Origin of the sequence: Halomonas sp. KO116, assembly GCF_000734975.2 — a bacterium.
Classification (GTDB): Bacteria; Pseudomonadota; Gammaproteobacteria; order Pseudomonadales; family Halomonadaceae; genus Vreelandella; species Vreelandella glaciei.
Genome location: NZ_CP011052.1, coordinates 1,391,550 through 1,405,932, shown reverse-complemented (window position 1 = coordinate 1,405,932; position 14,383 = coordinate 1,391,550). Strand labels below are relative to the sequence as shown.

Sequence of the window (14,383 nt, the reverse complement as noted above, 5' to 3'; positions counted from 1 at the left end):
ATCGCACCTGCAATGCGTAAACGAAGACTTTTCAATAAGTTAAGATATTCCATGGTTTACATTACTCACACGGTTTTCACCCTGTTAACAGCCAAATAACAACCACGTGACAACCAAATTACTGCCAGCCACAGCAAAATATAGGGTCGATAATTGATAACCAAAAATGTACTATGTACACTAAAATACGCACTGGCTAAAGGAAGTGCCCTAACGTGAGTCATGCGATTGAATTTATCGAAACCCCGACGTTCACCCGCCAGATTCAGGCAATTGCGACAGACGACGAATTAAAGGAGTTGCAGCGCACCCTGATTGCTCAACCCGACAAAGGCGACCTGATTCAGGGCACGGGAGGGCTGCGCAAAATACGCATGGCGTTGGGCAACCAAGGCAAGAGCGGCGGTGCCAGGGTTATCTACTTTTTGGCAACGGCAGAGAGAATCTATCTGATACTGGCCTACCCCAAGAGCGTCAAGGACAGCTTAACGCCCGCTGAAAAGGCCGCACTGAAAACACTGACCCACCAATTGAAGGGGGAGGTTTCCAAATGAGCATTTTTGACGAACTGCAATCATCACTGCAGGAAGCCGTTGAGATCAAACAAGGTAAAGCGCAGGCCAGCCGCATCACACGCCATGAAGTGGCCGATGTAAAAGCGATCCGCGCCAAGCTACACGTCTCCCAGACGGAGTTTGCTAAAGCTATGGGAACCAGTGTTGACACCATCAAAAGCTGGGAAACCAAGCGCCGTAACCCTACAGGGCTAGCCGCTAAGGTATTGGCAACGATTCAGGACAACCCTGCTTTTTTCAACGAACTTGCTTCGCATTAGCGCTTTTTTTGCAGGACGAATGCAGTGTCAATATCTAGTTAATATTCATGAAGAATATCGCTCGATACTCAAGTGGTGTTTGCCGTAGGCAATCTGCCGATTAAATCGGCCTTTTACTTTGACCACTACCCGCGCCGGAATTTGTGTGCGGCCCGCCTGATAAGCTTTTTCTGCACTGGCTGGCTCCCACTGCACCCCTAGACGGTTCAATGCCTCTTTGGCAGCCTGGTCAAAGCCACCAGGCGCTGCAATCATTGGTTTGCCCGTAATACGGTTTGGGCGCGCTTTGGCGTATAGCCCCTTACCAATACGTACTAATCGTCCCTGCGCCTCCAATTGTCGAAGCACAGGGCCAACTTGGTCATAACCACCCAGTGCAGCGAAATCATCACGTAGAAATACCATTCGCCGACTTTTGCGAATTTTTTCACGAATGCGGGACTCAAGCGTTTGAATGGTCATGTAACACGCTTAGCCAATTTGAGTTTTTTCCCGCCGAATTCCTCTGTTTTCCGTCTCGTCTATAGCAACATAAGCAAGGCCCGCCATGGTGGCGGGACCAAATAAGGAGGCTCACATGGCCAAGCATGATGATGACAACCGCAGCCGACAGTTAGATCCCGAAAACGACGCATACTGGCAGTCTCGAGGAGAGGACGAACGTCCAGATGGTTGGGAAGACCTTATCTAATGATGAGACAGGCAGGGGGCGGCAACTAGCCGCCCCTCGCTTCGGCTATAGCCTGTGACGCTTTGGTAGTGTTCAGAATTCTGTGTCATTTCTTTAGACTGAACCGAAAAGAGATGACTTATGACCAAACCTATGTTCGATATGGATGCCGCACTTCAAGCTCTGCGTGAGGGCAAAGACCTCACCGGCAAAGACGGTATCCTGACCCCGTTGATCAAGCAACTCACCGAAGCCGCCATGCAAGGTGAGCTGGAGGCCCATCTAGCCTCGGAGGACACAGCCAACCGCAAGAACGGTTCCAGTCGCAAGACCATGAAAGGGCCGACTGGCAGCTTTGAGCTGGACGCACCGAGAGACCGGACCGGCTCCTTCGAGCCCCAGATCGTCAAGAAGCACCAGACCCACCTTACTGACGAACTGGAACGTAAAATCATTGCCCTGTTCGCACTCGGTAACAGCTATCAGGACATCCGTACGCACATCGCCGAGCTGTATGGTGTTTCGCTCTCCAACGGCACCATCAACGCCGTCACCGACAAACTGCTACCGGAGCTGCAAGCCTGGCGTGAGCGTGACCTGGAAGCTATTTACCCCATTGTCTGGCTCGACGCCATTCACTACAAAATCAAAGAGAATGGTCGCTACGTCAGCAAAGCGATCTACACGCTCCTTGGCCTGAACATCGAGGGCAAGAAAGAACTGCTCGGCCTCTACCTCTCGGACCAGGAAGGTGCTCACCACTGGCTCAGTGTACTCACGGACCTCTACAACCGGGGCGTCAAAGACATCCTGATTGCCTGTATCGATGGACTGAAGGGCTTCCCCGAAGCCATTGAGTCGATTTACCCCGACACCGAGATCCAGCACTGTATCATTCACCAGATCCGGAACTCGATGAAGTACATTGCCTCGAAAAACCAGAAGGCCTTTATGGCCGACCTGAAAGCCGTCTACAAGGCTGCCACGCTCAATGCCGCCGAACTTGCGCTTGATGACCTGGAAGCCAAGTGGGGTGATAAATATCCCATGGTTATCAAGTCCTGGCGGGACAAGTGGCCCACGCTCTCAGCCTACTTCAAATACCCCGATTACGTGCGCAAGGCGATTTACACCACCAACGCGGTGGAAGCCGTACACCGCCAGTTCCGCAAGCTCACCAAGACCAAGGGCGGCTTCGCCAATGAGAACAGCTTACTCAAGCTGCTCTATGCCGGTATACTCAAGGCCTCTGAGCGCTGGACGCACCCCGTGCAGAACTGGAACTTGACGCTGTCACAGATGGCCATCCACTTCCCAGGGCGCTTGGAACATCACATCAGCCTATAAGGCTGGTTGGCTGACACAGAGTTTTGAACACCCTCGACGCTTTTTTATACTCCGCACCATACACAGAGAATATCTCTTCGATCATGGGGTTGGGTAACTCATGCGTACTAAGAAATGCTCTAAACTCCCTGCATGTTTCAAGAAAAATAAAGGCCCTGGTATAACCTATCGCTATGGCATCAATTGCATGATCGCTGGGTGAAGCTTGTGTATAAGCCACTGCTTCCGTTAAACCCTTGATGGAGGAATGCTCGGGACGTCCACTATCTTTCCCTATCCAGTTTCTTAGTAGCTTTTGCTTCGAAGCGATATCCTCTCCTCGGCCGCTACCTTCATCGTCTTTCAAGTATTCATGTTCTGCCCACAACTTGCCCAGAAAAGCGCTAGTTGTACTATTCGGTGGGCAACCGGAATTGGCCGCTATGTAATCTAGGAAGGACGAAACTGGATTGCTCCACTCGCCTACTTGAGGGCAGAACTTCGGCAGGAATGTCTCGAGCGGCACTCTCCCTTTGTGGCTACCAGTCAAGTATTCCCATTCGGCAACTAGCCATGCTGCAAAGCGAAGCAACATAGACGAGAAAGCGCACAGACGGAAACGAATCAATTCAGGGTAGGCCTCAAAGCTCCCGCTAGGCGGATCGATAGACAGTAGGCCCTCCACATTTTGTCGAACCAGCAAGCAACCCGGCTCGGAGGCGAGGTTACACGCCAATAAAACCCGCAATTTATTATGAGCACCCACCGTATTGAGTAACTCTTTGATCAAATCTCTTTCCGCATCGACTCGAGACTGCCAATACTCCTTGCTGACGGTTTCATGAAGACATTTGCTCGCAATCAAGGCAGACCATTCATTATAAGGCTGCCAAAGAAATTCAAGTTCTTGTGGGTCTTGGCGGAGCGCCTTTAGCTCAGGCTTGTCTTCTAGGATGCGCTCTATTTTAGCCTGGGTGCTCGGCCTTATTTCCTTCATATTGGAAGGGTTCAAAAACTTTATAAAGGTTCGCCAAGTTAGCCAGCCAGGCTTTCGTGTCTCTTCGTACCCATGCTTAGGAGCCGTTGGGGCATTCAGCAATACGCAAAGCTGTTGAGTTGGATAAAAAAACAAAAAACCTTTCACATAGGGTATTCGCTTTTCGTCGGCTTCCAAAAGCTTCTTAACCATATCTACGATGCTCCACTCAATTCTCAGCTTTCATAACCTTGTGCCCCTGCTTTATTGTTAGTTTAGCTAATCAACTGCGCGATTTCCGGCTCATAAACCAAACCCATAATCGACCCATCTCGAATCCTCTTTACCGCCTCATCAATCACATGCAATGGCACCAAAAACCACTCTCGTGGCTTAACCGGATGCCCAAAACGATCTTGAATGGTCAGCTCAAGCTGTGCGGGGGCAAAGATGCAATGAAAAAGCGCTTCCAGTTTGCGGCGGTTAATACCAGCCAGCTTGTAAGTGGCGACTACCTCAACATCAGCCAGTAGATAGGTGGCATCGTGTGCGGCATTGGCTATGCGAGCTTCGACCTTGCCACCTGTGACGCCGATTTTGTGGATCAGCTCTCGATGTTCCGCCACAAACGGGTGTTCTGACAGGCTCCGCAGCACGTAGATGGTGCCGCTTTCTATGTCTTCTTCTTCCCAAGTTTCGCTAAAGCGGTTTTCATTAGGCTGCTGTTCAGCAAACAGAGGCCCGGCATCTGGCTCGGTAATTCGGCGGCTGGCTTCATCTTTGTAAAGCGCTCTGACTAACGATAGGCGCAGCAGATTGCTTTCCGTTCCGTTAGAGAAAATCACTCGCAGTCGGGCATCTTTCTTGCCCTGGGGTGAATCAAACTCCTCACCCTCCTCGGCCACATAGGCCGTTTGACCATCCACGATGAACCACTGCCCTACCTCAATGGTAGCGTTCTTACCGAATCGTCGCGTGGTTCTTAGCCCACTTTTCAGCTCGCTTTCTATTTGCTCAAACAGCGGCTGGTAGGTTGCAAAGTCTTCGCATTTCTCTCTATTCGCCACCTCTTCAGCGGCACGCTTCTCCGCGCTTGAGCGCACATGCCTTAGCTCGGTAAGCTCAGACGCCCCGGAAATCCCAGACAGCTCAGTAAGCAAGGCGTCATCGTCCATCGTCTCTGTCGCATCAACGTCGCTGACACGGTTGCCATCTAGCAAGCCTTGATGGTCAAGGGGCTCCACCAGGGTTCGGCACTCCTCAAGCGAACGAATGCGATCAAGACGCACGGCATAGAGCCGTTCAAAAATATCGTTGCCTTCACCGTGCTGCGGGGCACAGCCATGCTGATCGACAAAGCGCTGAATCTCTTCAAAGCCCGCGATGATGCGCTCTTCACGTGCCGAAAGGCCTTTCTTTTTCTCGGGTTGAGCTAACTCATCTAGCTCGGCGCGCAAGTCGTCCAGGTCAATCATAACGCCCCTCATCTTTAAAGCGCACGAATGCAGAAGCACCTTCGGCCATGCGTTTTTCCCAGGCATCTTGGGAGCTAATTGAAGGCAAACGCCCTCGCTCTTTCTTGAATTTGACCGCTCTCATCGCCAGCTCTTTGGCTTCATCTGGTGACAGGTTGGTACGTTTACCAGAGATGACGGCGGCTACTTGCTTCAAGCTATCTTCACTCATGCTCTTGGCCAGAATCGCGTAGGCCTCGCTAAAGGGGTTGATACGATCAATCAAATCAATATCGAGCTCCCGCACGTCCATCGCGTACTTGCGTACCCCTGCTATTAAAGCTGTGTTCGGCTTTGGCTCATTGCTACCAATATCAACGGCCTCGCTACCCGCCAGCAATAGTTTAGCCTGCTGGGTGAGGTTGAGCGCTGCGATGGCGTGTTGGCGAACAGCTTCTTGGTCTTGTTCGTCCAGGTTGGGGTAGCGCTCCTTGATGATCTTGCCCATGCGTACCTGGGTGAGCTCTTCGGGCACCAGTTCTTCATCAAACAAGCCACGTTCAATGGTGGTCTTGTCCTGCACGAAGCCTGTAATCACCTCATTCAGGTCTTCTTGGCAAATCCGGGTGGCTTCTTCGCTTTTGGGTTCTGCCAGCCCCTTAATTTCGATTTGATACTTGCCGGTTTCTTCGTTAACGCCCACATTGCATTTGCTATGGTCGTAGCCCTCGTCACCGTAGTCGAACCCTTCTTGCGGGCCGCTGGTAGGGTTCTTTGGCTTGAACTCAAAGCGTGGTGCCAGTACTTGCTCCATCAGCAGGCTGGCAGCAATGGCTTTTAAGGTATCGTTAATGGCTTCGGTCACTGCCTGTTCAGCCGCATCCGGTTCGGCGATCAAATTCGTGAAGCGTGCCCGTGTCTTGCCCGGCGCATCCCGCGTGGCGCGACCAATAATCTGCACGATCTCCGTTAAGCTAGAACGATAACCCACCGTTAACGCATGTTCGCACCAGATCCAGTCAAATCCTTCTTTGGCCATTCCCAGCGCGATGATGATGTCCACATGGTCACGATTGTGCTTCTGCGCGGGGTCTTTCAGTGCGCTCGACACACGCTCACGCTTGGTTGAATCATCGTCTACCAAATCAGCAATTTTTAACAGCCGACCTTCTGGTGTTTTTACCAATTGAAAACCTGTGACTGGGTCAGTCCCCTGCCACTCCCCTAGCTCCTCGATGATGTGCTCAACCTCACGCACCTTATCCTTGGAACTCTCGCGTGAATTAACATTGGGGATATGAAGAATGGTCTTCTCAGCAGGATCGAGCACCTTGAGGATGTCATCAGCGTAAGAGCCAGAATAGAAGTAGTAGCCGATATCCAGCTGTTTGAGGTACTCGTAACCGTTGAGCTGCTCGTAATAGGTATAAGTCACCGTATCAAAACACGACTCATCCTGCGGGGCCAACACCGCCTCGGTGTCGCCGCGGAAGTAGGAGCCGGTCATCGCGACGATGTGCACCTTATCGCGGTTGATAAAGCCGCCCAAGTGAGCACCTAACTTATTGTCGGGATTTGCAGAAACATGGTGGAACTCATCCACGGCGATCAAGCGGTCATCAAAAGCTGCTAACCCAAACTGATCAATCGCAAAACGAAACGTAGCATGGGTGCAAACCAGCACTTTGTCGCTGCTTTCAAGAAAAGCGCCCAGAGATTTGACCTTGCCGCCATTGTCCGTGCCCGGCGCGTTGCACAGGTTCCATTTGGGTTCTACATGCCAATCAGCCCAGAAGCCGTAATTGCTGAGCGGCTCGTCATTAAAACTGGAACCGATAGATTTTTCTGGCACCACGATAATGGCCTGCTTCAGCCCCTGGTTATGCAGCTTATCCAGCGCAATAAACATTAGGGCGCGGCTTTTACCCGATGCGGGTGGTGACTTGATCAGCAGGTATTGCTCACCTCGCCGCTCGTAGGCACGCTCTTGCATGGGCCGCATGCCAAGTTCATTGGACGCGGTAGAGCTGCCATTACTGGCGTACGAGACGGAAACTGAGGGTACTCTCTTTGTCATAATGCGATACCTGTCAGGGCCGCTTTAGCCCTTCCTTGAAAACTTGCTTCTGCAACTGTCAAGCATTCCTTGACAGTTGAGAAAGCTCATAGGGCGTTGATTCTGTTTCTTATTTTCCATAAAGGATCATAACGGCTCATAACGGCTCATAACGGCTCATAACGGCTCATAACGGCTCATAACGCTTGGTACGATAGTTCTTGCCGTCTGCGACAGTTGTCAAGGATTCCTGGACAACTGAATCATGGCGTAACTCCCCGTATTCAAATATATTTTTGGCGTGAAGGGACACGTTCTGCTTGGTAGTCTGGAATAGTTCAGCAATTTCTAGCTGACTCAGCCAGGCGGAACCTCCTTCTGTCCGAAGAGGTAGTTGGGCTTGGTCATCCTCAGAGGTGTAAAGAATTATTTCACTCATTCGTTAGCTCTCCTCACGGACTGGCTTGTTACGAATCGCTTTCCAAGATTTTCGACAGGATGGTTCTTTTTCACCAACAATTGGCGAATATCATCCCAATCCAAAAGAATGGAGATCTTTTCTACAATCGCGCCATTTTCTTTTACGATAGCTGTAAGTCCTGAATAGCGTTCTTTTGCTTCAGCCTCATGGCGAGCAATAGCGTCCTCAAATAAGCTACGTGCTTCTTGTACGAAAGGCTTGATGAGCTCTCGAACCTTTTTATGCACTGAGCTGATGCCGCCAACATGGATACGTGCAGCCGAAATGATGTCCACTTGCTCGGAGCACTGATCCAATACAGCTCTCTTAAATGCCGGCTCCTCTTCTAAAGCTGACTTTAAAGCATAAGGAATGATGGAAAACTGCAATTGCTTTGGATCGCTTGGGGGTAGCCAACTCATTCCCATTGTCACACCATGCACCGCTAAACCTGCATGCTGTGCATGGTTGCGCAAGGCCTCCATAAAGCGATACTCAAAAAAAGTATCGTAAGCTGTGGAAGCAACTTCCTTAGCCGATTTTGGTTCAGCCCCCACTTTTTTTAAGAGTTGCGGGTATTGATCTAAGTACATGCGCGTAGCTGAGAGGAGGTTGACGACTCGGCGATTAATGCTGGTACGGATCTCAAAAAAATCATTATAGCCGTGCCTGCCTGCCGTCATATTAGAAACTGCCGCAGACATAGCCTCTAGCTCAAGCTCACGATAATTGCCAAGTAATAAATCATAGTTTTCCTCAAGTGCAATGGCGGAGTTCAAGCAGCTTTTTGCTTGCTTCAGACTTTGAAATTCCTCTTCACTGAGGGGTAGCTCCGGATTAGTCTCGAGAACGAGTACGTGGAGTGAACACTTTCGATTTTTTTGGCCTTCCGCTATCTGTTCCTTCATCAGCTGTCACCCTTACCCGGCTTTTGTTCGTCGGTCATCTTGGTATACAGCTCAAACAGCTTTTCCAAGCGCTCCGTATCGTTTTTGAAGCGACGCCCGATGTAGATACGCTCCAACACCTCATCATTGCGCTCATGGGCTTCACGCAGATTGTCGGGCATTTTTTCAGGATCGTAGAGGTCAGCAATGGTGGCCGGAAAGTGCGCTTCGCGAGCCAGCAAAATATTCTCGGCACAGCGCTTCAAGTCGGCGCGGTTCTTTTCAGTGAGGACAGGAAGAGGAAAAGTATTGTATACGACAGTATTTCCATAACGTGTTCCGTTACCTAAGCGTCCGGAAACTGTTTCTGCCCATACACGATGCAAAGAAGAAGCAATAACAGAGAACTCAACTAAGGGAGTTCCGTATATGGTGAATGCGTTATGGTTTGAGACAAATCCACGCTTACGAATTTCAACAGGAACATAAGCTAAAGAGTTTCCAATCGTGTTTCCCACTTGGATAAAGTCTGCATCCTCGTAGGTTGAATAACAGAAAGCGTGTGGCTTTCTAGCAGCCTTTTTAGCGTCCCGACCTGCACTAAGTCGGTAAGTTCTACACTCATTAATAATTTCAGAAATTGGTGGTATTTTAAGCGCCTCCTCGACGTTCTCCTCATCTACCCAAACACACCAACGATGCGTGCCTGACACCAATTCCTTTGTACCGCCATACCTATTGATAAATTTAGCTGCACCAGGCCATTCAGCAATTATTTTTGACCTATCGCTATGTTCAAGAATAAGTTTCTTTCCATCGACTGCATTACTTCCCATTTTCATCTTGGCAAGGTTTGATATTGGCTTATCCTGAGGAGTGCAAATAACTTTTGGCCCTGAAACCAAGTATGGAGAAATGCTTTCGCAAAGCTTAATGCTGCTTTCAGAAAAGAGGCGTTTTGGCCGCTTTTCAGTTTTTGATAGTCCAATAATTGTACAGTAGACACCTGCATTATTTGCCGCTGAATTCGCCCATTTAAAAGGCCGATAAGCAAAGTCTACAGCTGCTTTATCAAAAATTTTAGGCCACAGCAAAGCAACCTGCTCTCCCTGACAAATTGAGCTTGTGGAAACCAAAGCCATACTGCAATCAGTGCGATGGACCATATCCAAGCCTTTAACAATAAATGCAGCGACGTAATCTAGAAGCTGAGCTTTGGATAGCCCTACTGCGGCCATTTCATCTGATTGCGCTTTGCTCTTTTTCTTCGCGCCAAGATAGGGAGGGTTACCACAAATATATGTTTCTCCACCTTCATTCTCAAAATCAATCTGAGCCTGATTCAGCGGGATTTCAAACAAATCATCAGCTTGGTATTTCACGCCTGTTCCGGTAGGCGGGCAGATGCTAAACCAATCCAACCGCAGTGCATTACCACAAGTGATCCAATTCTGTGAGTCCAGAGGAAGAAACTCGGCTAATGCCAGCTTCTGGCCGCGATACATGAGATCACACTGATATTCAGCAATAATCAAGGCTAGGCGGGCTACCTCCGCCGAAAAGTTTCGCAGCTCAACACCACGAAAATTAGTTAGAGGGATCTCCGTGGGTCGATTAGGCTCTCCCCGGCACTGGTTAATCCCAGCCTCGATGGCCCGCATCTGTTTGTAGGCGATAACTAGGAAGTTGCCCGAGCCACAGGCCGGGTCGAACACCCTGATTTTGGCCATGCGGTTGCGCAAGTTGAGTAACTTACGTGTGTTGTCGCCAGTTTCTTCCAATTTCTCGCGCAGGTCGTCCAAGAATAGTGGGTTCAGCACTTTTAAGATATTCGGCACGCTAGTGTAGTGCATCCCCAGTTCACTACGCTCTTCTTCGTCCGCTACTGCCTGAATCATGGACCCAAAAATGTCAGGATTGATCTGGGTCCAGTCCAGACTGCCGATATGTAGCAAGTAGGAACGGGCAATTTTGCTGAAGCGCGGCACTTCCACGTTGCCTGAAAACAACCCACCGTTCACATAGGGGAAGCCTTCATCTACCCAACGGGGAATACTAGCCGCCGCACGTTCGGCCTGTTTGGTATTCATGGCTCGGAAGATTTCGCTAACCACTTCATGGGTATTAGCGGAATCTCTGTCGCTCATTTTTGCAACAGTATTGGTAAACAGGCGAGTGCCATCGAAGATGCTTGTGGCTTCAGCAAAAAAACAGAAAATCAGCCTTGCCATGAAGTGATTCATCTCTTGGCGCCGCTCTTCCGAGCCCCAGCTTGGGTTATCTTTCAATAGCTCTACATACAACCGATTCAGGCGACTGGTTGCACGAATATCAAAGGTCTTCTCACGCACCTGCTTAAAAGCGGTTATTCCCGCCAGTGGTAGAAAAACACCAAAGTGGTCAGGGAATGACTCATAGGAGCAGACAACCGTCTCGCCACTTTCCAGTTCTTCGGCCTCCAGCGTCTCACCATCTGTGGCGAGCACGAATTTGGCCTTGGCACGTGCAGTGGCTGGCAGTGGCTGGGCTAGCCTTCAGAGCGGCTAGGGTTTGGGTAACGGCTCCGGCGTCCGCCACAGCGATATGGATATTATTCGTCTGCAGAACGCCACCCGCATCAGACTTATTGGAATGACCCGAGCGCAGCCGGCTGATGGTAGTCGGCTTGTTGCCAAAGGCTTCCAAAAAAGCATAGGGGAATTCAGCCGGATTAAACGGCTGTTGTGCTAATTCAGAGATGGCGGATTCGATTTCAACTGCGTTCATGGAGTGCCATTTATCCTGTTCGCCTTAAAGCGAGTGCTGTATTTCTCGTTGCTAAGCCGTTCAGCAGCAATAGCTAAATGCAGGCTGCATAGTTCCATTGGGCTAAGAACATTAATCGCAAATAAAAATAAGCGCAGCAGCTAAGTACTGCCATCCACAGTACCTGCCCTCACTCAATAAGTATTTGTTAATTGCGATTATCATACACAGCCAACAACGAGCTATCAGCCGTTGAAAGCGAACAAGAAAGAGATAAACAAAGAAAGGGCAAAACGAGTGGCGGGGAGCCGCAGACCAAGGGAGTTATAATCCCCTGCTTTTTGAATTAGGCAAATATAGAAATGGTGGGCCCAGTAGGACTTGAACCTACGACCAAGGGATTATGAGTCCCCTGCTCTAACCAACTGAGCTATAGGCCCGAAAAGCGTGCATATCATAGCGAATGTGGCCGGGTGAGGCTAGTCCCTTTGCGCTATCTTGATGTCATTACGGCACTTTATGTGGATTGGGCAGTCTGGTGAGTAGTTCTTTATGCGGAGACGCGTTGTGAAAGCATTGATTGCTCTATTTCCTTTATTGTTGGCATTGCCCGTGCACGCTGACTGGCAGCTTGACCCTGCCCAGTCGCAGGTGCAGGCGTCGATTACTCAGTTGAACGGCGAAACACCGCAAACTCATCACCACCAAGTGCGTGATCTGCAGGGTGATATCTCCAGCGATGGCACACTGCGCCTGCCGTTAAAACTTAGCCAAACGGATGTGCTGGAACGCTTTGGCGAGCTGCCACCGTGGATAGGCATGCTGGCAAATACCACCCTGGTCACGCTAGTGGCACAGATGCCACCCGAGCGTTTAGATAGCTTAGATATTGGTGAATCACTGGTGGAGACGTTGGAGTTTCGCGTTCAGTCCGACATGATTAACCAGCAGGAATCCGTGCCGCTGCGGTTTACCCGCGAAGGCTTGAACGAGATACGCGTGACCCACGCGGAACCAATGGCGATGGATGGCCGAGCACTGATGGCCAACAGCACGGTGCGCACCGTGCTGTCGATGCTGGGCTATCAAGAGATTGACGAGCATGTGCCCGTCACTCTCAATGCGCTCCTGGTTAATAGATAATCGATAGCCGTTAAAGGTTGCTAATTGCTTCCACATCCCCCGCCTGGGCTTCGCCGGTTTGTACGCGCCACTGGGCGGCATAGTGGCCGTTAGCTGCCAATAGGCTCGAGTGGCTGCCCCGCTCGGCCACTTGGCCTTTCTCGATTACGACGATCTCATCGGCATGCACGATGGTCGAAAGCCGGTGAGCAATCATAATCACCGTGCGGCCATGGGCAATACGCTTGAGCGAGCGCTGAATGGCCGCTTCGGTTTCGTTGTCCACTGCGCTAGTGGCTTCATCCAGCACCAAAATAGGCGGGTCTTTCAGCAGCGCCCTGGCTAGAGAAAGCCGCTGGCGCTGGCCGCCGGAAAGCCGCACGCCTCGCTCACCTACTGGCGTGTCCAGCCCTTGGGGCAACGTTTCGACAAAGCTCCACGCTTCGGCGGTTTTGGCGGCATCGATAATCGCCGCTTCGTCCGCATCAGGTTTGCCGTAGGCGATATTGTCGCGAATGCTGCCTTCGAACAGGTAAACGTCCTGGCTAACCAGGCCAATCGATTGGCGTAGCGAGTTCATGCTGACATCGATAATCGGCTGGCCGTCGATGAGTACTCGTCCGTTTTCCGGGTCGTAAAAACGCAGCAGCAGTTTGATCAGGGTCGATTTGCCCGAGCCCGTCGCCCCAACCAGCGCCAAAGTGTTGCCTGCCGGTGCGTGTAAATGAACGTTCTCCACGCCAACGCCGCTGGTGGCGTAGTGAAAGCTCACATTGTCGATGGTCACTTCGCCGCGCACCGGCTGAGCGAGCGGTGTGGTGCTGTCGTCTTTGACCGTAATCGGCACTTCGAGCAGATCAAGGATGCGCCGCGTGCTGGCCATGGCGCGCTCAAACAGGTCGATCACTTGGGCCAGGCCGGTGAGTGGCCAGAGCAGCCGCTGGGTCAGAAACACCAGCACGCCGTAAGCGCCAACATTCAGCGAGCCGTTGAGCGCCATCATGCCGCCAACGGTAAAGGTGGCGAGAAAGCCCGCCAAAATCGCCATGCGGATGACCGGAATAAAGGCGGAGCTAACCTTGATCGCGCGGCGGTTGGCTTCAACATAGGCTTCGCTAGCATCGCGCAGGCGCTCGGCTTCGCGGTCTTCGCTGGTAAAACTTTTAATCGTGGCAATGCCGCTTAGGTTGTTGGATAACCGGCTGGCCAGATCCCCCACTTTCTCGCGCACATCGCTATACAGCGGCCCGGCCTTGCGCTGGAAGAAGAACGCACCCCAGATAATCAGCGGAATCGGGGTAAATGCCAACAGCGCAATCAGCGGTGAAAGCACGAAGAACACCGCGCCCACTGCTATCACCGTGACGACCACCTGAATCAAGGAATTGGCGCCACCGTCCAGAAAGCGCTCAAGCTGATTGACGTCATCGTTCATGGTGGCCACTAGCTGGCCGGAGCTTTTCGATTCAAAGAACGCCATATCGAGGCGCTGGGCATGCTCGTAGGTATCCTGTCGCATATCTGCCTGTAGCCGCTGGGCCAGGTTGCGCCAGAGGATTTGGAACAGATACTCGAACAGCGATTCTCCTGCCCAGATAACGAACGTCAGCACTGCCAACATGGTGATCTGCTGCTGAGGCGTTTCAAATCCCAAACTCGCCACAAAGCTCTGCTCTTGGTTGACCACCACATCAATGGCGACACCAATCAAAATCTCGGGGGCAATATCAAACAGCTTGTTGATAACGGAACAAGCGGTGGCGGCCATGATGCGTCGCCGGTAGCCTTTGGCGTAGCGCAGCAGGCGCACCAAGGCTTGAAAACTGTGCGCAGGAGAGGACACAAGTATTCC

The 14,383-nt window shown here is 51.2% G+C and carries 13 protein-coding genes and 1 tRNA gene; 4 read left to right on the top strand and 10 right to left on the bottom strand.

Features of this window, described 5'->3' with window-relative positions; translation table 11 throughout:
• Positions 1-215: 215 nt before the first annotated feature.
• Positions 216-554, top strand: coding sequence for a type II toxin-antitoxin system RelE/ParE family toxin (locus KO116_RS06515; protein WP_035559796.1), 339 nt, complete (start codon positions 216-218; stop codon positions 552-554).
• Positions 551-835, top strand: coding sequence for a NadS family protein (nadS, locus tag KO116_RS06510; RefSeq protein WP_035559794.1), 285 nt, complete (start codon positions 551-553; stop codon positions 833-835). Before KO116_RS06515 ends, nadS begins: the two co-directional genes overlap by 4 nt.
• Before the next feature lie 45 nt (positions 836-880).
• Here nadS and KO116_RS06505 read toward each other — a convergent pair whose 3' ends face one another.
• The gene (locus KO116_RS06505) at positions 881-1,297 is read right to left on the bottom strand and encodes a DUF6088 family protein (RefSeq protein ID WP_035559793.1); all 417 of its coding nucleotides are present in this window, start codon (positions 1,295-1,297) and stop codon (positions 881-883) included.
• A 349-nt stretch (positions 1,298-1,646) separates the two neighbouring features.
• On the opposite strand from KO116_RS06505, the gene KO116_RS06500 reads away from it, so the two are divergent.
• Entirely contained in the window at positions 1,647-2,852 is a 1,206-nt protein-coding gene (locus KO116_RS06500) for an IS256 family transposase (protein WP_035565815.1), read from the top strand.
• Here KO116_RS06500 and KO116_RS06495 read toward each other — a convergent pair.
• The 8 genes from KO116_RS06495 to KO116_RS06465 all read right to left on the bottom strand — a co-directional run bounded on the left by KO116_RS06495 (position 2,842) and on the right by KO116_RS06465 (position 11,849).
• On the bottom strand, positions 2,842-4,020 hold the full coding sequence (locus KO116_RS06495) for a hypothetical protein (RefSeq protein WP_045812086.1): 1,179 nt from the start codon (positions 4,018-4,020) through the stop codon (positions 2,842-2,844). The two genes, KO116_RS06500 and KO116_RS06495, sit on opposite strands and share 11 nt — an antisense overlap.
• 62 nt (positions 4,021-4,082) lie before the next feature.
• Positions 4,083-5,282 carry a GIY-YIG nuclease family protein gene (locus KO116_RS06490; RefSeq protein WP_035565260.1) on the bottom strand — a complete coding sequence of 400 codons (1,200 nt, stop codon included), beginning with the start codon at positions 5,280-5,282 and terminating at the stop codon, positions 4,083-4,085.
• On the bottom strand, positions 5,275-7,263 hold the full coding sequence (locus tag KO116_RS06485) for a DEAD/DEAH box helicase (RefSeq protein WP_235272515.1): 1,989 nt from the start codon (positions 7,261-7,263) through the stop codon (positions 5,275-5,277). Before KO116_RS06485 ends, KO116_RS06490 begins: the two co-directional genes overlap by 8 nt.
• Before the next feature lie 241 nt (positions 7,264-7,504).
• Positions 7,505-7,756 (bottom strand): hypothetical protein, encoded by a 252-nt coding sequence (locus tag KO116_RS06480; RefSeq protein ID WP_035565255.1) that lies wholly within the window; start codon positions 7,754-7,756, stop codon positions 7,505-7,507.
• Positions 7,753-8,685: a hypothetical protein gene (locus KO116_RS06475; RefSeq protein WP_052703733.1), complete on the bottom strand. Its 933-nt coding sequence runs from the start codon at positions 8,683-8,685 to the stop codon at positions 7,753-7,755. Before KO116_RS06475 ends, KO116_RS06480 begins: the two co-directional genes overlap by 4 nt.
• Positions 8,685-11,150 carry a class I SAM-dependent DNA methyltransferase gene (locus KO116_RS06470; RefSeq protein WP_235272514.1) on the bottom strand — a complete coding sequence of 822 codons (2,466 nt, stop codon included), beginning with the start codon at positions 11,148-11,150 and terminating at the stop codon, positions 8,685-8,687. Before KO116_RS06470 ends, KO116_RS06475 begins: the two co-directional genes overlap by 1 nt.
• Positions 11,131-11,430 (bottom strand): type IIL restriction-modification enzyme MmeI, encoded by a 300-nt coding sequence (locus KO116_RS25700; protein WP_235272513.1) that lies wholly within the window; start codon positions 11,428-11,430, stop codon positions 11,131-11,133. The genes KO116_RS06470 and KO116_RS25700 overlap by 20 nt, the downstream gene beginning before the upstream one ends.
• A gap of 342 nt (positions 11,431-11,772) precedes the next feature.
• A tRNA-Ile gene (locus KO116_RS06465) sits at positions 11,773-11,849 on the bottom strand.
• 112 nt (positions 11,850-11,961) lie between these two features.
• On the opposite strand from KO116_RS06465, the gene KO116_RS06460 reads away from it, so the two are divergent.
• Entirely contained in the window at positions 11,962-12,552 is a 591-nt protein-coding gene (locus KO116_RS06460; RefSeq protein ID WP_045812085.1) for a hypothetical protein, read from the top strand.
• Positions 12,553-12,562: 10 nt separating this feature from the next.
• Here KO116_RS06460 and KO116_RS06455 read toward each other — a convergent pair whose 3' ends face one another.
• A complete protein-coding gene (locus KO116_RS06455) occupies positions 12,563-14,374 on the bottom strand; it encodes an ABC transporter ATP-binding protein (protein ID WP_035558816.1) in 1,812 nt (603 codons plus the stop codon).
• Between the last annotated feature and the right edge of the window lie 9 nt (positions 14,375-14,383).